The following is a 20012-nucleotide window of genomic DNA, read 5'->3' as shown; positions in this document are numbered from 1 at the left end:
TGCGCCGCTGTATTAAGCGCTGTTAGTAGAGGCCGAGGCTAGCTGTTTAAAAGTAGCCCCGCAGGATATAGAGGTATAGACGTAAGCTGTTGCTTGTAATGAGTTAAATACGTGATTATTTTTTAATAATTCTCATTTTCAAATAAAATATTATTATCTAAATCCATTACTCTAATATAGTCATTTTCATAGTAGCCCTTTCCTTCAGTATCCTCATTAGGTATCAAATGATGTGCGCGAATTTTTGCTTTTAGCTCGGGAGCATCGTAATAAATATCGGTTAATATTTCTCCAAAGCTCAATTCCTGATCATACTGTTCCTTTAGATATTCTTTCATATACTCCATAGCTTTATCTTTTGGAATGTAAAGAAAATCTTCAATAATTCCACCTGGAGCAATCATATCAACATCCATAGAGCCAATATAAACATTACTTAAATCTAACTCCTCATGCTCACTAAGCTCAAATAGTACTGGATAGTGAATCCGCTTTTCTATTTTTTGGTTAAAAAACAATAGACTATCTTTTGAATAGATGGATAAATCAAATTTTTCTAAACCTGGGTATGAACTTATAAATTCATTTATTTCAGTTTCATCTATGGCGGATGAAAAAAGTTCTTCATAATCCCTATCATATTCTTCTTTATCAATATCAGTGGTTTGCTCTAAAAGAACGGTAGCCCCTGAGGTACTTGGACCATAGATAGTTAATATATCTGTATAGTTAGATAGGCAAAAGTCTGTTCCATCTTCTAAATACATGGAGCTTTGTAAAAAGTCGTTTTCTATTTGTCGTATGATAGTCCTATTTAATTCAGGATCGTCGATAACTCCAGCTCCAAGTTCTGCACCCGTTCCAATAATAGTTAGTCTAATTATTTTTTTCATGTTTAAGTCTATTGATTAGTTAAGTTAATAAAGGCATTTTTTATTTGATTAAGTGTGCTTTTTTCAAAAGTAGAATCAGGTGTTATAAAAAGCCTTTCAGCACCACAGTGAAGCTCTACTTTCTTTTTGTGAGGAATTAAATAAAGAAAACATTTTTTCTTTTTTCGAATATTGGCATTGAATGACATAACGGTGGGTGTATAGTTAATATAAATACTTCCTTCTTTAAAAAGTAGTTTGGTTTCGTTATGAATAGATTCTATTATTTCAATAACTTCAGTTGGAATCCCTCGTTCTTTTTGTGCAGATAGATATGAACTCCATCCATCTAAACGGACTCTCCTCTTTTCACTGCCAGATGACTGTTCATTTTCTCCTGTTGATTTGATACTAGTAATAGAAGCTCGATTAAGGAGTTGACTGATCGTGCTACTGATTTCTAAATCATTTTTATACAGGTAATCTAAAATTACATTAAAAAATCTTGAAATATCAAAAACACGATTTCTGGTATAAGCTGTAATATAAGCTAGTCTGTATAAAGATCGCTCCCAATCATTCGCGAATAAAGAATGGTCACAGGCTCTTTGATAGGAGGCTTCAAAGAGAGGATCGGCTTTTTCTTGTCCTTTAGTAAAGCTAAAGCTTATGTTGTCATCTAGTGCAGTAAAGTCAGGCTCTATTAGTAATACTTGGTAAAAACTAGGGTATGTAATTTGCAGACAGACCATCGCAAACATCAATAATCTATCATGACTATCCTCTATTAAGTTTTTACTCATCATTTCAATCAGTAGTAAAGAATTAGCTAGTCTCTTTATAGCACGAGGATTATTACCAATTGTATAAAGAGTTATTTTGTCGTAATCATTGATATAGGCATCTGAATCTGAAATGTAGTTAATTTTTATTAGTAGAGATTTAATATAATAGCCAATATTATACTCACTCAATGGCATCATAAAAGGTAGTTGTATCAACTTGTCAAAGAACGCACGAAACTCCCATTCATTTGTACTATTCATTTCTCCGAATTTATGCTTCAAACCTTTAGCTACTACTTGATAGTCAATAGCAAGAAGAAAAATGCAATGCTTTATTCCAAAGATATTTTTAATTAACTCAAGTACTTGAACAGCATAAACAGGGTCTAGTCTATCAAGATCATCAACAAAAATAATGACTCTTTGATAAGGTGATATATCGCTAGCGCAAATATCACTAATTGAATTTTGCAAAGAACTTTTTAGTTCACTAATAGAGCTTTCTTTTTTGTTTAACAAGGTTTCAACTGCTTCAGCCGCCCCTGTACCCATCCCCATTGAGTTCAACGAGAGGTTCGCACCAATAGATACCGCTTTTTTCAATAAATTTTTAGTGATATCTATGACTTTATCAGAGTTAGTACGGTTAGTATCTTTAGCTTGAATTTCATTAGCTATTTCAATGATGGTTTTTATCAAAGCCTCTTCAGGTAAAGTGAGTAGTGAATGCTCCCAAGCATTTATCCATATCATAAGATTTTTATTATTGCTTCCTAAGTTTTTCCATATTGATTTCAATAATGAAGTTTTACCAGTACCCCATTCACCTTGAATACCAATGCTCATTGGGGTATTAGTTAGCTCTATGAAATTAGATAAAGTGGTCGCATATTTATTAATGCCTAAGGTATCTTCATCGCAGGATAGATGATCGAGAGGTTCATCATTAATACCATTCATTTTTGCTGATTGCCTTATTCTAGTGAGTTAATATAAACGCAATTTTTTTAACGGCTGCGAAAAACTGATAGTTTTATCGTCAGTTTATTACTGAATTATTTTTTACTCATTTTCCAATGACGAAAGGTAGTAAGCTCGATACAAATAGTTGGAAATAAAAGAAAAATCAATAAACTAGTAAGGGCAGCGGCTGCATAAAGTGAACTAAATGCCATAAAAACCTACGTTCTAGCGTGCTAGCTTTGGTATATTGGACAGTCCCTTTCCTAACCTTCACTAGCTCATGCGTTTAATTCACACCGCCGATTGGCATCTTGGACAAACTTTGCACGGCTTTGAGCGTAGTTATGAACAACAGTGTTTTTTAGATCATTTACTGGATGTTTTAGTTGAGCAGCAAGCCGATGCTTTACTGATTGCGGGCGATGTGTTTGATACCGCCAATCCATCGGCTTTAGCTCAACAACAGCTTTATCGCTTTTTAACAGCAGCGCGGGCGCGTGTGCCCCATTTGAATACCGTGTTGATTGCCGGTAATCATGACTCACCTACCCGTTTAGAAGCCCCTAGGCCGTTTTTACAGCTTTTAGATGCCGTGGTCAGTGGTCAGGTTTGGCGGTATGGTAGCCATGATTTGGATTCGTTGGTTGTACCTTTAAAAAATAAAGCAGGGGAGATTGCCGCTTGGTGTTTAGCGATACCCTTCTTGCGTCCTGCCGATTTACCCAAAGTCGAGGGCGCACAGGATGCCTTTCTTGCGGGAGTTCAACAGCTCTATCAACAAGCCTTAACTATTGCCCAAGCTAAAGCTCGGCCTGAGCAAGCGATCATTGCTTTGGGGCATTGTTATTTACAAGGTGGAGCGGCCTCGGTGGATTCAGAGCGGCGCATTATTGTCGGGAATAGTGAAGCACTACCCGCGAGTGTATTCAGTAAAGACTTGAATTATCTCGCCTTAGGCCATTTGCATTTAGCGCAAACCGTTGGAGGCGCAGACGGGATCCGCTATTCTGGCAGTCCATTGCCGATGTCTTTCGCTGAAGCGCATTATCCGCATCAAGTGCTGTGTGTGGATTTGGTAGGTGCTAAGCTACAGTCAGTGCAGCCGATTCGGATGCCCCGCTTTGTTGATTTATTAAGGATTCCTGCTAAACCAGCGCCTTTGTCAGAGGTATTAGCAGCGCTCGAAGCTTTAGATTTACCTCATTTGCCTGAGCAGCAACAAGCTTACTTAGAAGTGCGTGTGCAGTTGGCGACCCCTGAACCGGGCTTGCGGGCGCGCATTGAAACGGCTTTGCAAAATAAGCCGGTACGCTTAGCAAAAATTGAAACCAGTTACCTGCGTACTGAGGCGGAAAGCACTGAATTAGCTCCCTTGTCTTTAGATGAGTTACAACAGTTAGACCCCTTAAATTTACTCGAAGAAGTCTATCGGCAGCGCTATCCCAGCGAATTACCGACTGAATTGGTACAAGCTTTTCAAGAAATTCTGCATGAAACCCAGCTTGAGACCGCTTTATGAAAATCTTAGCGATTCGCGGCAAAAATTTAGCGTCTCTCGCCAAGTTATTTGTAGTCGACTTCACCCAAGAACCGCTTGCCAGTACAGGGATTTTTGCTATTACCGGGCCTACCGGGGCGGGTAAAAGTACTTTACTGGATGCTTTATGCTTAGCCTTATATGACGATATGCCGCGCTTACCGCGTGAAGGTTATCGCGGGCAAAACTTACCGGACGTGTCTGGTGAAACCATAGCCCCCCGTGATACACGTACTATTTTGCGGCGTGGAGCTGCAGAAGGTTTTGCAGAAGTTGATTTTAGGGGCAATGATGGCCTTACTTATCGTGCGCATTGGAGTGTACGGCGGGCGCGAATTAAAGCGGAAGGGCGCTTACAAAATTCCGAAATGTCCCTCATGCGACTCGATACGGAGCAACCGATTGGTGGCGCACGGAAAACAGAAGTTTTAGCAGCCATTGCTGAGCGGATTGGTTTAAGTTTCGAGCAATTCACGCGGGCGGTGTTATTAGCACAAAATGAGTTTTCCGCGTTTTTAAAAGCCTCCGATGATAAACGTGCAGAGCTGCTACAGACTTTAACGGGAACTGATTTGTTTGCTGATTTATCACGGCGCGCTTATCAACGCGCTAAGCTTGCGGAGCAGCATTTTGACGGTTTGCGTGAACGCTTAGTGGCTTTAAAAATTCTCAGTAGCGCAGAGCGTCAACAAACAGAATTAGCCAGTCAACAAGCCGAATTACAAGTACAAAGTTTAGAGCTAGAACGGAGTCAGTTAGAGCAACAATTACACTGGTATCAACAGGCAGAAAATTTAGCTCAGGCTTGTCAAACCGCTGCAGCTTTAGCGCTAACCGCTCAGGAACAAGAGCAAGCCGCAACAGAGCGGCGTTTGCTCGTTGCTCAGATCGAGACAGTGCAAACGGTGCGTGGTGTGGTGGAGCATTTAGATCGTCTTGAGCAGGCCTTGCAAACCCATCAGGCTAAGTTACTGAAATGCCAAACGGAGTCTGAGCAAACAGAGCAACGACAGCACGCGGCTCAAGAACAAGCCCACCGCATGCAAGTAGAGCTTCAACAGCAGCAAGCCGCTTATCAAAATTTACAGGTTAGCCTCCTGCAAGCACGAGAACTCGATACCTTAATTCAAGCCTTAGAGCCACGCTATTCAAAGGCTTTGGCTGAGCAGCAAGCCGCCGCTCAACACTTAGCGACTTTGCAAGCAAGCCAAGTTCAGCAGCAGGTTAGGGTAGAGGATTTAGCAAAACAACAAGCGGATACCCAAGCATGGCTTAACACTCATCAAAGGTTTCAAGTGCTGGCAGAACAATGGACACACTGGAAAAATTTATTACAGCAGGCACAACAAAGCCTAGATAAACAACAACTTGTTGAGGGGGAGTTGCAGACTATTCAAGGGCAGTGGGCAGATACTCAAATAAAACTAGAACACGCTCAACAAGAGTTTCAGCAGTCTCAAGTTGTTTTAGTTCAAACAGAACAGGCGTATCGGGAGTTCAAACAACAAGCGGCTGAATACGATCTCGAACAGCTCGCCACCCAGCGTTATAGCCTTGAGCAAGCACGGATACAACTACAAGCTGCTCAACAGACTTGGCAAGCCTACCAAAGTGCTCAGCAATACTGTGCTAAGCTACAAACGGAGTTTCAACAAACACAATTTGAACAACAGCAAATTGAACGGACGCTGCACACATTCAAAACGCAGTTACCCTTCGTAGAGCGTGATTGTGAACGTGCTGAACATGCTTGGCAGTTGGCTTCAGCCGCCTGTGTGGATCAGGCCATGCATTGGCGCTCACAATTAGCAGAGGGCGATGCCTGCCCCGTGTGTGGTGCGACGGCGCACCCTTATGCACAACAGCAGCCGGCTTTAGATCAAGTGCTAACGAGTTTACAACAAGATTATCTACAACAACGCCAACGCTTAAAAAAACTGGAGTCTCAAGTAGCGACCGAGCAAACACGCTTGGCTCACGTGCAACAGCAAGAAGACGCTTTAAAGCGAAGTTTAGTAGAGGCTCAACAAGACCTAACTCAGAGAGAGCAGCAATGGCAAACCTATGCCTCACTGAGCATCGAGCAAGCTGTTGAGCAAGCTTTAGAACAGCAACTCAAACAAAAACAGCAAGCTGTGACGCAGATTAATGCCCAAGAACAGCTTGCTCGCCAGCGTTATCAACAACGTGATCAAGCACAACAAGCATTCACACAAGCACAACAGCAGAGTTTAATTGCTCAACAGTCTGTTAAAGACACCGAAACCAAACTCCAGCAGTTACAAGCACAGCAGCAGTATTTACAAACTACCGAGCTTGAACTCAGTGCTCAGTTCAAGGCAGGGGTGTTGCAGCTCAATCAAGCCTTTATCGAGCCAAGTTGGTATAGTGTTTGGCAACAAGCGCCTGAGGTTTTTATCGAGAACTGCCAACAGCAAGTAACAGAGTGGCAAAGTCAGCAGCAACAGCAACAAGTGTTAACCCAGCAACAATTAGAGTTAGCAGCGACCCAAACTCAAGTTAAGTTTGAAGTTCAACAAGCTCAGGACACTTGGGAGCGCTTGCAAGCACAAACTCAAGCCTTGCAAGAGCAATGGCAAAGGCAACAAAGGCAACGCCAGACTTTATTAGCGGGAGAAGCGGTTAGCACCGTAGAACGGTGTTGGCAAAATGCATTAACGCAGTTAACTCAACAAGAACAAGCGGCTCAACAACAACTTGCACAGGCGACCCATCAACAGATTCGGGTAGCAGAAAGTTTGGTGCAATTACAGGCAAGTTTAAAACTGCAGGAGACTCAGCAAGCGGAAGCTCAACAAGCCTTGGTAGCTCAGCTTGCAGTCTTTCAAGCGGAAGGTTTTGTCTTAGATTTAGCAGAACTCAAGTCTTTATTAAGCTATACCTCCGCTTGGCGTCAGCAAGAGCAACAAGCTTTGCAAGCTTTAGCAACAGCAGTGAGTCAAACTCAAGCCGTTTTACATGAGCGTCAAGCCCAAGTTGCGCAGCATCAGCAGTTACGACCTAGGATTGAGTCTTTAGCAGCCGTTGAAGCCGCACAGGCTACGAATGAGTTAAACCTGCAAACTGCTCAACAAGTTTGGCAAGAGCATATGTTAGTGCTGCGTGAGGATCTGCAGCGCCGGGAGCAAGCCGCACATTTGCAAGCTGAAGTAGAGCGTTTAAGTGATCAAGCTCGTGTTTGGGGGCAGTTAAACGAGTTAATCGGTTCAGCCGACGGGAAAAAGTTTCGGAATTTTGCTCAGCAATACAGCCTTGATCTTTTACTGAGCTATGCCAATCAACACCTAGCGGATTTATCACGCCGTTATACCTTGCGGCGGGTACGAGAAAGTTTAGCGCTCTTGGTCTTAGATCAGGATATGGGTGGTGAGATTCGTTCGGTGCATTCTTTATCGGGTGGTGAGTCGTTCTTAGTGTCTTTAGCGCTGGCTTTAGGTTTAGCCTCCCTGTCTTCACAACGGGTAAAAGTAGAATCGCTGTTTATTGATGAAGGCTTTGGCAGTTTAGATGCTGATTCGCTGCGTATAGCGATGGATGCTTTAGATCAGCTCCAAGCCCAAGGCCGCAAAGTAGGAGTGATTTCGCATGTGCAGGAAATGACCGAGCGAATTGCCGTACAGATTCAGGTGCTGCGTTTGTCGGGCGGACAGAGTTATATCCACGTTTCAGGGCAGTAAGGCTGCTGCCTACACAACAGACAACAGCCTTAAAATAAAACTTTAGAGGCGACGCTCTCTTAATACATTTTTCAAGCGTCCATTCAAGTGTTTTAAGAGTTGTGAAGTCGTATCCCAATCAATACAAGCATCGGTGACTGAAACACCATATTTAAGTTGGCTTAAATCCGCTGGAATCGCTTGATTGCCGGGGAAAAGATTACTTTCTAGCATAATGCCCATAATGGAGCGATTGCCTTCAATAATTTGGCTAGCGACATTTTCCGCGACTAAAACTTGTAAAGCGTGTTGCTTGCTGGAGTTGCCGTGGCTGCAATCGACCACGATATTCTGGGGGAGTTTAGCCTTCGCCAACGCTTGTTCGCATTGCGCAATATTGACGCTATCGTAATTCGGATGTTTACCGCCCCGCAGAATCATATGCCCATAGCGATTGCCACGGGTTTTGATCACCGTCACTTGGCCGGTTTGATTAATCCCAAGGAAACTATGTGGATGAGAGACGGAGAGCATCGCATTGATCGCGACATCTAAATTGCCATCCGTGCCATTCTTGAAGCCCACTGGCATGGATAAACCACTGGCCATTTCGCGGTGCGTTTGCGATTCTGTGGTGCGTGCGCCAATCGCCGCCCAAGCAAAGAGATCGGATAAATATTGGGGGCTAATGGGGTCAAGTGCTTCGGTCGCGGTGGGAATATTTTGCTCGGCTAGCCACAATAATAATTCACGTGCTAAGCCTAGACCCTTTTCAATATTGAAAGAGTCGTTCATGTCGGGGTCATTAATCAGACCTTTCCAGCCGACGGTGGTGCGTGGTTTTTCAAAATAAATCCGCATAACCAAATACAAAGAATCATCGACTTGTTCGCTGAGTGCTTTTAAGCGCAAGGCATATTCTTTAGCGGCTGCCACGTCGTGAATGGAGCAAGGGCCTGATACCACTAATAAGCGCTGATCTTTGCCATCCAGAATATTTTCAACGATTTGGCGGCTACTGCGTATAAAAGCTTCGCCTTGTGCAGACAGTGGGAAGCGAGCTTTGAACTCATCAGGGGTGACTAATACGTGCTCTTCAGCGATATTGGTATTGTTGAGCGTATCTTGGAACATGGGATAAACCTGCAAACTAAAAGGTGGGCGCTATCTTACCTGTTCAGGTTCGCAAGTGAAAATAAGTTATAAGAATTTGTTCTATGCTCAGCTCAATGCACACAGAACCTAAAATACTGGCTTAGCGTTTAATCACCCATTCAGGAGTGTAAGCAAGTCTTGACTAAGGCTTGCAGTTTTTGTCTTTTTTGGCTATACATTGGATTCAGAAAGGTTCGATAATCTAGCGAGCGTTTGAACCTAAACTGTTTGAGATCGTCCGAATATCCACTAAATCCTCGACCCATACAAGGATGAAATTATGAAATCCTCTGGTTTATTAGTTTGTTTATCGGCTTGCTTAGTTACGCAAGTTTATGCTGCAGAGTCTGCCTGTTCTCTAATCAGTGCGGCTGAAATTCAAACCGCTTTTGGTCAAGCAGTGGAAGTTACCACGAATACCCCTGAAATTTGTGATTATGCAAAAGATAGTTTTTCAGTGCGCGTCATGTACATCGACTATCACGATGAGGAAGCGGCAAAAAACGGTTTCAAGACTTTGTTTTCAGGCAAAAATAAAATTGCAGATTTAGGTGATGAAGCCAATAGCCATCGGCAGGGGCGTGAAATCGATAAGGTTTCGATGCGCCAAGGCCAAGAGGTAATCAGTGTCAGTAAGATGGGGGGAGAGTATGTAGATAGTGGTTTGCAGAAACTAGAAAGTTTGCTGCGATTGGCCTCTACTAAGTTAGCTAGTTCTAGCACGGCAACACCCACAACAATCTCAACAACTACAGCTGATCCGGCTTGCGAAACAGTGATTAAAGCCAGTGAAGCTAAATTGGCACAAGCCGCTTGGCATACGATTACCGAAGCAGATGGGCTAAAATTAGAAGCGATTAAGCTGAATGAGCAGTTTTTTATGAGCACTGAGGGCAAGTGGCAGCAAGCGCCCGATATGAGTCATGCAGAGCGGGTGGTGATTGGGATGATGAAAGATGGCAGTATCAAACTGACTGAATGTAAGGAAGAGGGCACTGATACGCTAGATGGAGTAGAAGTTGTGATGTTTAGTTATCACAGCGATATGGCAGGCATGGGCGCGGGGACTAACCAAATTTATATTGGCAAGCTCGATGGCTTACCTTACAAAAGCCTAGCTAAAACCGATAAGGGTGAAACCAGTTCACAAACAATACGCTACAAGGATGTATTCGCTCCCAAACTCTAAAATAGAACAAGCTGCGCCAGCGAATTAGACTGGCGCTAGGGTTCGCATTAGCTACTCACAGTCTGCCCACCAACATTTTTTCTGCATTTCTTGGAATTGCATACTCATATCGTATTTAGGGGCTTCGCTACGTGCTTGATTCAAATGCTCTTTGATACCAAAAGTACCCCAACTGTGATAGCTCTGTGGCATGGTAAATAGCATGAATAATTTGCCGCCACTCTCTTTCCAGCCCGTGAGCATTTGGCTGTAGCGCCCTGCCATCCGTGGGTCACGATTCGCCGCACGGATTAAGTCCAAGAGACGTTTGCGATGATCAGCAGTTAAAGTCTGATCCTCATTTTTAGTCACCAAATGCTGGCCGCCTTCATAAGTATAAAAATCGACATTAAAATCTTTAGCGACTTTGGCTTGCACACTCATCCATTTGAGCGTCGCAGCGATCCCATAAGGATTGTTTGGATTATCAATGATAGTGAATAAATCATCGACTGAGGTCGCATCTTTCACTACTAATGGATTTTTAGTGGTATCAGCACAAGCTACATTGGCGGATTTATCCCAACAGCCTTGGAAATAGGGCGCACTGGCTAAAGCATCGACGAATTGGCTATTACCGTTATAGCTCAACATATTGCGCGACATCCATTCATCGGGATGATAGGTATTCAAGGTACGGATTAAGCGTTCAGAGCCACCAAAAATATCGTGCCAGATTTTGAAAATTTCTACCGAGCGATTGGAGTAGTATTTATAACCCGCCCGCCATTCAGTGGTATCCAAACCCAAAGCAATACCTTTCATCCGTACATACATCGCACCCCAGAAAATGGCATTCCACGGTTCATTGGTATATTCGACATGGATTTTCAGGTTGGGGTTGAGAGTATCGCGCACATAAGTAGCAAATTGAGTGACGTAATCATTAGTGGCGTTATGAGGCAAGTTAAACCACACATCTTTGTTTAAGGTATTGGCTAAAGCCACGACCACTTCGAGTGGAGCACCGCGTGCATATAGTTTCAGTAAAGGTGTACGAGAGGATCCACCCCATGAGGCTTGATCCATTTTCGCCCGCTGATCCCAAGTGAACTCCTGAAGCAGGCATTGTTTATACGCATCATCGGTTAAAGGATAACAAGCTCTATTCCGTGGACTCATTTCCATCAGATTCATGGTGCGCAATACTTTGAAATCCTTCAAAAAGCGCAAATAATCGGGATTAAAAATAATGCTATTACGATCAGCCGCTAAAGTATCCACAAAGCTACGATATTGACCTGAGGGGCAATCAGCCTCACTATCCACCCGCACTAAAGGATTGCCCTCACAAGTGCCACCGGGCATAACAATGCGGATATTTTTCACTGGATTGGCGCTATCCATGTCTTTTAATTGCACGCGCAAACCGGCTGAGTTGCGCGTTTTAATTAAGTCCGGTGTGATCTCGATCACATCACGTCCGGGCTGGCTTTCTGCCGGTAGCTTATTGGCAATCCCACTATATTGGAGTGAGCCAGCTCCTTCGTATAGAACGGTGTATTTACCGGTTGGAATCGCTCCATAAGGTAGATAGCGTAGAATTAAAGTCGTTGCCCAAGTGGGGGTACGGAAAGTAGGATTTACTTGAGTATCGCACGAGGCTGGAATTTCAGTTGGCCAGCCATGGCTATCATATTTAATATCGGTACAAGAAAATTCAGGAAAAGGGCGTGAGATTCTAAATAAATCGACAAAAGCGACAGGTTGCCCGCCGACTTCATCGGATTCAGGCTGGGGTGACTCTAAGTTGATCCCTAAAGACGGGCTAAATAGGGCTACAGTTTGGCGACCTAGCGGAGAGAGCTTCTTGGCTAAAGCAAGCTCAAATTGGTCGATCTCACTATCCAGAGCTAGTGGTGGATTTTGCTGAAAATTTGCAAGAATCGTGATGCCATTGGTGTAGTTTTGATCTGTATCAGTGCTGAGTAAGAGTCGTTGCACATTACGTGCTACCTTGTATTGGCAGCTTGCAGGCGCAGCATGATTTTTGCAGAAACTGACAGCCAAATCATCTTCATTGATGCTTGCTTTGGTGGTAATGCCAGCAAAGGTGGTATTGAATAAACTGAAGCTAACTTGTTCGCTAGTATCGTATTTATATTCGCCGGTGGCACTAGTATTGCCCGCTTGACGAGCTGCTGCGGTGCTTGGGGTGGTTGTGTAGGGAATATTAACTAAAGCAATGGTGCTACTATTTTGTGGGTGGCTGACGACGAGTTTCCCCGTCCCTGCTGGCGGCGTAACTCCACCATCTCCGCCATTATTGGTATTGTCTGAACCGCCTCCACAGCCATGTAAGAGCCAAACTGTGATTAAACAGGCAGCTACCCGAATTGCAGGTATCATGGACTTTCCCCTAATTTTTTCCTAATAAAAAAGCGGTGTTGATGAAACTGAAGAAGCCGCTTTTGAGTCCTAGTGATAAGTATGCTTTAGTGCACACTAGAACCTGATGCGTAGTTTTCTTTGAGAAACTGCAGAGTTTTGCAGTTAAGAGGCTGTTTAGTATATGTTAAAACCCTTAAAGCGCCTATGGATTAGTTTATTTTTAGGGCTAAATAGTTCATTTATCCACGCAGCGACTTCTAGTCAGCACGAAGTTTATTTCCAAATCAAACCTAATCTACCAGCTTGGGTTTTTATTGAGGAAAATTTGGTCATGCTGCAAATAGAGGAGAATCAACCTGTCATGCTGGAGGCAGTAAACCCGTATCTTTACGCAGGCTGGCGCAATTTCTATTTAAAAATCGGTGACTACGATCGGGATGGCTTAAATGATTTGGCAGTACTGCAATCGATTGGTCATGGCGGAATTGATCGCTGCTATGCAATTTATCGTTATAACGAAGCTAATCAACAATTTAATCCACGTAAAAGCTTTGATCGCTGTGATATTTGATCTTCTCCAGATTAATTAAAGTACAAGTATTTTAAGTTATTTAATTCTTTTAATTTATGTTATGTTAAATTTATTAAACTCTAAGCCTGTGTTTGCCATACTAACCCTCAATATGGGAACATAGCGCCTTCGTTTTTAGCTATAGGATAAATGCGGCATTATGAAGCAGCCCGTCTTCAACTTTAGCCCCGGCCCTGCAGTGCTCCCCCACGCGGTACTCGAACAAGCACAAGCTGAACTGTTAGATTGGCAAGGTTCTGGTATGTCGGTGATGGAAATGAGTCATCGGGGCAAAGAATTTATGTCGATTGCAGCGCAAGCCGAAGCCGATTTTCGTACCCTGATGGCGATTCCAAACAACTACAAAGTACTATTTTTGCAAGGTGGAGCACATAGCCAATTTGCGATGATTCCGATGAATCTCGCGCGTGGCAAACCGCAAGCCGATTACTTAGATACGGGCGATTGGTCACTCAAGGCGACTGAAGAAGGGCAGCGCTATCTTGATGTTAAGGTGATTGCTTCAAGTGCAGATAGTAATTACACCACCATTCCCCCTTTCGCTAGTTGGCAACGTAATCCGCAGGCGGCTTATTTGCATTATACCTCAAATGAAACGATCCGTGGGGTGGAGTTTGATTGGATTCCCGAAGTGGAGGATGTCCCGCTGGTCGTGGATATGTCTTCTGATATTTTAGCTCGCCCGATTGATGTGAGCCGCTTTGGACTAATTTATGCAGGGGCACAAAAGAATATTGGCCCTGCTGGATTAACGCTGGTGATTGTGCGTGAAGACTTATTAGGCCAAGTGCTGGATGGCACACCGAGCATGTTTAATTATCAGATCTATGCTGAAACGGAGTCTATGTATAACACACCACCCACCTATGCGTGGTATTTGTCAGGCTTAGTCTTTCAGTGGTTGTTAAAGCAAGGTGGCTTAGACGCAATGGCTAAGATCAACCAGCGCAAAGCCGAGAAATTATACGCAGCTATTGATACCAGCGATTTCTATAACAATCCGGTTGACCCTGATTGTCGTTCATGGATGAATGTGCCTTTTACCTTAGCGAATGAAAGTCTAGAAAAGCGCTTTTTGGATGAAGCAGCACAAGTGAGTTTAGTCACACTAAAAGGTCATCGCTTAGTAGGCGGTATGCGTGCCAGCATTTATAATGCAATGCCCGAGGAAGGCGTGGATGCTTTAATTACATTCATGCGTGAGTTCGAGGCGAAAAACGGTTGAGAGGAGCAGAAGAGAAGACATGGCGGGAAATATAGATTTAAAAGCTTTACGTGAGCGGATTGATACACTGGATGATCAAGTCTTGCAGCTTCTCAGTGAGCGTGCACGCTGCGCCGAACAAGTAGCGCATGCCAAGCTTGCAGAAGATCCTAAGGCTGTCTTCTATCGCCCTGAGCGTGAAGCGCAAATTTTACGCCGTATGCAAGCGAATAATCCGGGGCCGCTGCGCAATGAGCAAGTCAGCCGTTTATATCGCGAGATTATTTCTGCCTGCTTAGCTCTAGAAGAATCGATGAAGATTGCCTACTTAGGCCCCGCTGGTACATTCACCCAGGAAGCAACTTTTAAGCATTTTGGTAATGGCATTGCGACTTTCTCTGTGGATTCAATTAGCCAAGTTTTCCGGGAAGTAGAAGCAGGACGGGTGCGCTATGGTGTCGTGCCGATTGAAAACTCCACTGAGGGGGTGATTACACATACCTTAGATATGTTTATGCAATCGCCACTGCGTATTTGTGGCGAAATTATGCTGCGGATCAATCAGACTTTAATGTGTAAACACGCTGAGTGGAAAAGTGCCGCTAAAATCTATTCGCATCAACAATCACTGGCTCAGTGTCGTTATTGGTTAGATAAAAACTTGCCACATGCTGAGCGTATTGCAGTCAGTAGTAATGCAGAGGCAGCACGTTTATCGGCTTTAGATCCTGAATCGGTAGCGATTGGTAGTCAGCAAGCAGCGGCGATTTATGGGCTAGAAGTGGTGCAGCAAAATATTGAAGATCAACCGAATAATACGACCCGCTTTTTAGTAATTGGTGATCAAGTTGTAGCACCCAGTGGTAAAGATAAAACGTCGATTTTAGTTTCTGCGCCGAATCGTCCAGGTTCGCTCTATCATTTATTGCAACCACTAGCAGAAAATGGTGTGGATATGTCACGGATTGAATCGCGGCCTTCGCGCAATATGAATTGGGAGTATGTGTTTTTTGTGGATGTACAAGGCCATGAAACTAACCCTAATGTGCAGAAGGCTTTAGAGGTGCTACGTGATGAAGTTGATTTGCTGAAAGTCCTAGGTTCTTATCCGGTTGCGGTGATGTAAGCCTAAATCAACCAAAATACCACGAGTACGCCAGCTAGACTGGCGATTGTCCACCAATATACTCCATAATTGGTTGAAGGCGGCGGTGGGGCTAAGGGTTTTTTGGTGAGATCAGCATAGAATTTCTCTCGAATCTTTAATTCAGTTTCATCTAAAGCACCATTATTAGCACCTCTAAGATTAGTGAGAATGCGTTCTTTAATCTCTTTTTCGACACCTATTTTCTCGCCAACTACTTTGCCTTCTTTAATACCTTCATCACGCCCAACTAGAAAACCATTATCATAGCCGCGTTGCCAGCCAAAGCTATAAGCTAACCACAGAGCCGCGAGAGGAATCACGACATACCAGAAAATATCCGCAAGCATAGTTAGCCTTTCAGTGTTATTGGGGTGATTCATTGAGTTGCATTTAGCTTCAATGGTAGCAAACTTTTTTGTAGATATAAGGGGCTTTGGCTAAAACAACCCAAGCCTAGAGAGCTGTGCCCATAGGCTAATCGTGGTATTCTTGCGGGTAAAGCATTTGAGGATTGAGACGTTGAATATCACAGATTATATGCAAACCGTTGGCCAACAAGCGCGGGCTGCAGCTGCCGTATTAGCAGGAGCAGAGACAGCTACAAAAAACAAGGCTTTGCAGGCGATGGCAGATGCCATTATTGCAAAAGCAGCTTGGCTGAAAGCTGAGAATGCCAAAGATTTAGCGGCAGGTCGTGAGAAAGGTTTAGATAACGCTATGCTTGATCGTTTAACTTTAAACGAGAAAGCGCTTAACACCATGGTAGAAGGTTTGCGTCAAGTGGCGGCTTTACCTGATCCTGTGGGTGCGATTACTGACCTCAATTACCGTCCTACCGGTATTCAAGTAGGAAAAATGCGTGTGCCACTCGGGGTCATTGGCATCATCTATGAGTCACGCCCAAATGTGACGGTGGATGCCGCGAGCTTATGCTTAAAGTCGGGGAATGCGACGATTTTGCGGGGTGGTTCTGAAGCGATTCATTCCAATCGAGCGATTGCTGCCTGCGTGCAAGAAGGTCTAATGGCAGCAGGTTTGCCAGAGGCTTGTGTGCAAGTGATTGAAACCACAGATCGTGCTGCGGTTGGTGAACTATTGCGCGCAAGAGAATATGTGGATGTGATTATTCCACGCGGTGGGAAAAGTTTAATTGAGCGCGTTAGCCAAGAGTCGTTAATCCCAGTCATCAAGCACTTAGATGGTATTTGTCATGTGTATATTGATGATGAGGCCGATTTGGAAAAATCGGTGACCGTTGCGCTGAATGCGAAAACCCATCGCTATGGGGTGTGTAATGCGATGGAAACTTTATTAGTCGCTGATGCGGTGGCAGCACAAGTTTTACCGCGCTTAGCTGAAAAATATGCTGAAAAAGGCGTGGAACTACGTGGCTGTGCGAAAACTCGGGATATTTTACCCAATGCTAAACCCGCCACTGAAGAGGATTGGGTGACTGAGTATTTAGCCCCAATTCTGTCGATTCGAGTCGTGGATGATATGCAGCAAGCGATTGAGCATATTAATCAATACGGTTCTCATCATACCGACACGATCATGACGCAGAATTATTCCAAAGCACGGCATTTTTTGCGGGTAGTTGATTCTAGCTCAGTGCTGGTGAATGCTTCGACGCGCTTTGCGGATGGCTTTGAGTTTGGTTTAGGTGCAGAAATCGGTATTAGTACTGATAAGCTCCATGCACGGGGTCCTGTCGGTTTGGAAGGTTTAACTTCACAAAAATTCATCGTGCTAGGCGATGGGCAAATCCGCGTATGATCGGGGTTATGGGCGGGACATTTGATCCCATTCATATCGGGCATTTACGCACGGCTCTAGAAATTGCTGAAAGCTGTGGAATGGAGCAAGTACGCTTCATTCCCGGCAGCGTTCCGCCGCATCGACCACAACCTAAAGCGAACGCTGAGCAGCGTTGGGAGATGGTTAATTTAGCCATTGCCGGAGAACCTTTATTTCAAGCCGACCGACGTGAGCTTGAGCGGCAGGGGAATTCTTATACCTTCGATACCTTGCGCTCCTTACGGGATGATTTAGGGGCGGAAATTCCCCTCGCTTTTGTCTTGGGGATGGATGCGTTCTTAGCGTTTCGCAGTTGGCATCGCTGGCAAGAGATTATGCAGCTTGCGCATTTGGTGGTGATGAGCCGCCCCGGTTATCTACCCGATCTCCATGATTGGTATGGAGAGTTACTCGCGCAAACGACCTGTGAATTACGCTCAACAGCAGCCAGGCGCGTGACCTTTTTATCCGTAACACCCTTAGAAATTTCCGCGACTAAAATTCGGGAAGCTTGTAAAAATAATAAGAGCGTACGCTTTCTGGTACCTGATGATGTATATCAATATATTGAAAGATATAGACTCTATAGTTAAAAAATCTAAGACTCCCCCTATTATTTATATTTGTTTCTAAAGGTATAAAACTATGCAAAAACCTAAAACCTCCCTGTTTATACTGGGCGTTTTTACTTTATTTTCTGCGAGTGTCATAGCTACAGCTTGTGACAAGCAAAATGCACCAGCCCATAAAACTGCAGCGGCTATGCCTGCTAATGCTGTTGTAGGAGTAGGTCAGTTTGCAGCAAGTGCTGCTTATGTGCGTGCAGTTCCTCCTGGACAAACGTTGAGTGCTGCTTTTATGCAGTTGCAGAATAACGATAGTCAAGCACACGCTTTAGTTAAAGCAGAAAGTTCGGTGGCAACTGTTGTAGAGCTACACAACCACGTCAATGAAGGTGGCGTGATGAAAATGCGCAAAGTAGAAAAGATTGATTTACCTGCAGGGAAAACCGTAGCACTTAAACCGGGTAGTTTTCATATCATGTTAATCGGTTTGAAACAGCCTTTAAAAGTCGGCGAAACAGTGGATCTAAGTTTGAGTTTCGAGGACGGCACTAGTTTAAAAGTGTCTGCACCCGTGCAAGAGGTTTCTGCACCCATGCATTAAGCCCATGAGTAGCGGGCTACTTGCTGCATGGCCTAAGCTTGCGTTAGGCTCTAAACCCCTCTCACGGTTTTAGAGCTTTTTATGAGCAGCCTTCTCCTTCAAGATTACAGCGTTCAACTCAATAAGTATTACCGCTTAACTCACCTTAACTGGGAGCTGCATGCTGGGCAGCATTGGGTGATTTTAGGTGGAAACGGTGCTGGCAAATCAGCTTTAGCAGCGATCTTATGTGGTGTAGGTGAACCGATTAGCGGTGTTATTCAAGGCCTGCCCACCAAAACGGCTTTAGTCTCTTTTGAGGCCCAAGCCCAGTTGATTGAGCAAGAGCGCAAGAAAGATGATGCGGATATTGTAGATGTCCTCCCCGAAGGCACGCCTGTTAAAGATCTACTCACTTTGCCTGACACGGATGCGATTCGTTTAGCGGAGTTGATTGACTTATTTAAGTTTCAGTCGGTATTGGAGCGTGGGTTTCGGAAGCTATCGACGGGTGAAACACGCAAACTTATGCTGATTCGAGCTTTAGCTTGTTGCCCGCAGTTCTTAGTGTTAGATGAACCCTTTGAAGGTTTAGACCTTGACTCCACAAGATTACTGGCTGACTTACTCCATGTAGTTGCGGCACAAACACGTATAGTCATGGTCTTGAATCGAGTGGATGAAATACCAAGCTTCATTACCCATCTAGCCTATATGGAGCATGGCCAGCTCTTGCATCAAGTTGTGGTGCAGGATCCTGTAGCCAGTGCTGATTTACAACAACTTTTGCATCTTAAAACTACGGATTTAAAGATTCCGCAAGCGCCTCGTGAGCATCTGCCACCTAAGCTTGATCCTAGTCAGCCCTTAGTGCGTTTACGCAAAGCGCGGATTGCTTACGATGAAAAATTAGTTTTTTCCGATTTGGATTGGACGATCCAAGCAGGTGAGCATTGGCAGGTCACAGGGCCGAATGGTAGTGGCAAAACTTGTTTATTAAACCTTATCACAGGTGATCATCCCCAATCTTATACCAATGATATTTTTGTCTTTGGTATGCAGCGTGGTACGGGTGAAAGCATTTGGCAGATTAAGCAATATATTGGTTATGTATCAAGCAATTTGCAGTGGGAATATCGCGTGAGCATTACGGTACGTAATGTGATTATTTCAGGTTTCTACGACAGTATTGGCTTGTATCAGAAATACACGGAGCGTGAGCGTGTCATTGCTGAAGAATGGTTGGCCTTATTAGGTATGCATGAGCGTGCTACCGAGCCATTTAACCAGCTATCCTATGGAGACCAACGTTTGGTACTGATTGCCCGTGCGATGGTTAAGCATCCGACTTTATTGATTCTAGATGAGCCTTGTTTAGGTTTGGATGATCTGAATCGGCAATTAGTGTTAGCACTGATTGAGAAAATTTGTGCGGGGACTGAAACGACAGTGTTGTATGTGAATCATCGAGCGCAAGACAATATTGCAGGGATTCATCAGCATTTGGCTTTAGGCAAGCATTAATTCAATGGAGTTTATTGCACTGCACAACATCTGGGCGTGGACACATTGTTCAGC

15 protein-coding genes are annotated in these 20012 nt (G+C 44.1%); 10 read left to right on the top strand and 5 right to left on the bottom strand.

The features are described 5' to 3' along the window. Positions 1-122 precede the first annotated feature (122 nt). Together Q0307_RS12400 and Q0307_RS12395 are read right to left on the bottom strand one after the other, a co-directional pair. Positions 123-893 (bottom strand): hypothetical protein, encoded by a 771-nt coding sequence (locus Q0307_RS12400; RefSeq protein WP_298661048.1) that lies wholly within the window; start codon positions 891-893, stop codon positions 123-125. An 8-nt stretch (positions 894-901) separates the two neighbouring features. Next, positions 902-2617 (bottom strand): P-loop NTPase fold protein, encoded by a 1716-nt coding sequence (locus tag Q0307_RS12395; RefSeq protein WP_298661045.1) that lies wholly within the window; start codon positions 2615-2617, stop codon positions 902-904. A 283-nt stretch (positions 2618-2900) separates the two neighbouring features. Here Q0307_RS12395 and Q0307_RS12390 point away from each other — a divergent pair, with 283 nt between their 5' ends. Continuing rightward, positions 2901-4139, top strand: coding sequence for an exonuclease SbcCD subunit D C-terminal domain-containing protein (locus Q0307_RS12390; protein ID WP_298661043.1), 1239 nt, complete (start codon positions 2901-2903; stop codon positions 4137-4139). After that, the gene (locus Q0307_RS12385; RefSeq protein ID WP_298661041.1) at positions 4136-7855 is read left to right on the top strand and encodes an AAA family ATPase; all 3720 of its coding nucleotides are present in this window, start codon (positions 4136-4138) and stop codon (positions 7853-7855) included. Before Q0307_RS12390 ends, Q0307_RS12385 begins: the two co-directional genes overlap by 4 nt. 42 nt (positions 7856-7897) lie before the next feature. Here the strand turns inward: Q0307_RS12385 and Q0307_RS12380 are convergent, their stop codons facing one another. Continuing rightward, the gene (locus Q0307_RS12380) at positions 7898-8968 is read right to left on the bottom strand and encodes a 3-deoxy-7-phosphoheptulonate synthase (RefSeq protein ID WP_298661039.1); all 1071 of its coding nucleotides are present in this window, start codon (positions 8966-8968) and stop codon (positions 7898-7900) included. Between the two features lie 301 nt (positions 8969-9269). Between Q0307_RS12380 and Q0307_RS12375 the strand changes: the two genes are divergently transcribed. Next, positions 9270-10178: a hypothetical protein gene (locus Q0307_RS12375; protein ID WP_298661037.1), complete on the top strand. Its 909-nt coding sequence runs from the start codon at positions 9270-9272 to the stop codon at positions 10176-10178. 51 nt (positions 10179-10229) lie between these two features. Here Q0307_RS12375 and Q0307_RS12370 read toward each other — a convergent pair whose 3' ends face one another. After that, positions 10230-12566, bottom strand: a complete 2337-nt coding sequence (locus tag Q0307_RS12370) for a hypothetical protein (RefSeq protein ID WP_298661035.1) — start codon at positions 12564-12566, stop codon at positions 10230-10232. Between the two features lie 163 nt (positions 12567-12729). Between Q0307_RS12370 and Q0307_RS12365 the strand changes: the two genes are divergently transcribed. The 3 genes from Q0307_RS12365 to pheA all read left to right on the top strand — a co-directional run bounded on the left by Q0307_RS12365 (position 12730) and on the right by pheA (position 15470). Then, positions 12730-13119: a hypothetical protein gene (locus Q0307_RS12365; RefSeq protein WP_298661033.1), complete on the top strand. Its 390-nt coding sequence runs from the start codon at positions 12730-12732 to the stop codon at positions 13117-13119. 160 nt (positions 13120-13279) lie between these two features. Continuing rightward, complete coding sequence (serC, locus tag Q0307_RS12360; protein WP_298661032.1) at positions 13280-14365, top strand: 3-phosphoserine/phosphohydroxythreonine transaminase; 1086 nt, start codon at positions 13280-13282, stop codon at positions 14363-14365. A 19-nt stretch (positions 14366-14384) separates the two neighbouring features. After that, positions 14385-15470 (top strand): prephenate dehydratase, encoded by a 1086-nt coding sequence (gene pheA / locus Q0307_RS12355; RefSeq protein WP_298661030.1) that lies wholly within the window; start codon positions 14385-14387, stop codon positions 15468-15470. Between the two features lie 2 nt (positions 15471-15472). Here the strand turns inward: pheA and Q0307_RS12350 are convergent, their stop codons facing one another. Next, complete coding sequence (locus tag Q0307_RS12350; RefSeq protein WP_298661028.1) at positions 15473-15838, bottom strand: hypothetical protein; 366 nt, start codon at positions 15836-15838, stop codon at positions 15473-15475. Between the two features lie 172 nt (positions 15839-16010). On the opposite strand from Q0307_RS12350, the gene Q0307_RS12345 reads away from it, so the two are divergent. The 4 genes from Q0307_RS12345 to modF all read left to right on the top strand — a co-directional run bounded on the left by Q0307_RS12345 (position 16011) and on the right by modF (position 19958). Continuing rightward, positions 16011-17267, top strand: a complete 1257-nt coding sequence (locus Q0307_RS12345; protein WP_298661026.1) for a glutamate-5-semialdehyde dehydrogenase — start codon at positions 16011-16013, stop codon at positions 17265-17267. 8 nt (positions 17268-17275) lie between these two features. Further along, positions 17276-17881, top strand: a complete 606-nt coding sequence (gene nadD, locus Q0307_RS12340) for a nicotinate-nucleotide adenylyltransferase (protein WP_298661025.1) — start codon at positions 17276-17278, stop codon at positions 17879-17881. 52 nt (positions 17882-17933) lie between these two features. Beyond that, positions 17934-18455, top strand: a complete 522-nt coding sequence (locus Q0307_RS12335) for a copper chaperone PCu(A)C (RefSeq protein WP_298661023.1) — start codon at positions 17934-17936, stop codon at positions 18453-18455. Positions 18456-18536: 81 nt separating this feature from the next. Further along, positions 18537-19958, top strand: a complete 1422-nt coding sequence (gene modF, locus Q0307_RS12330) for a molybdate ABC transporter ATP-binding protein ModF (RefSeq protein WP_298661021.1) — start codon at positions 18537-18539, stop codon at positions 19956-19958. Positions 19959-20012 lie beyond the last annotated feature (54 nt).

It is taken from the genome of uncultured Thiothrix sp. (assembly GCF_937873765.1).
GTDB lineage: Bacteria > Pseudomonadota > Gammaproteobacteria > Thiotrichales > Thiotrichaceae > Thiolinea.
Note: the sequence above shows the minus strand (reverse complement) of the source record. Positions and strands in the feature narration are given on the sequence as shown.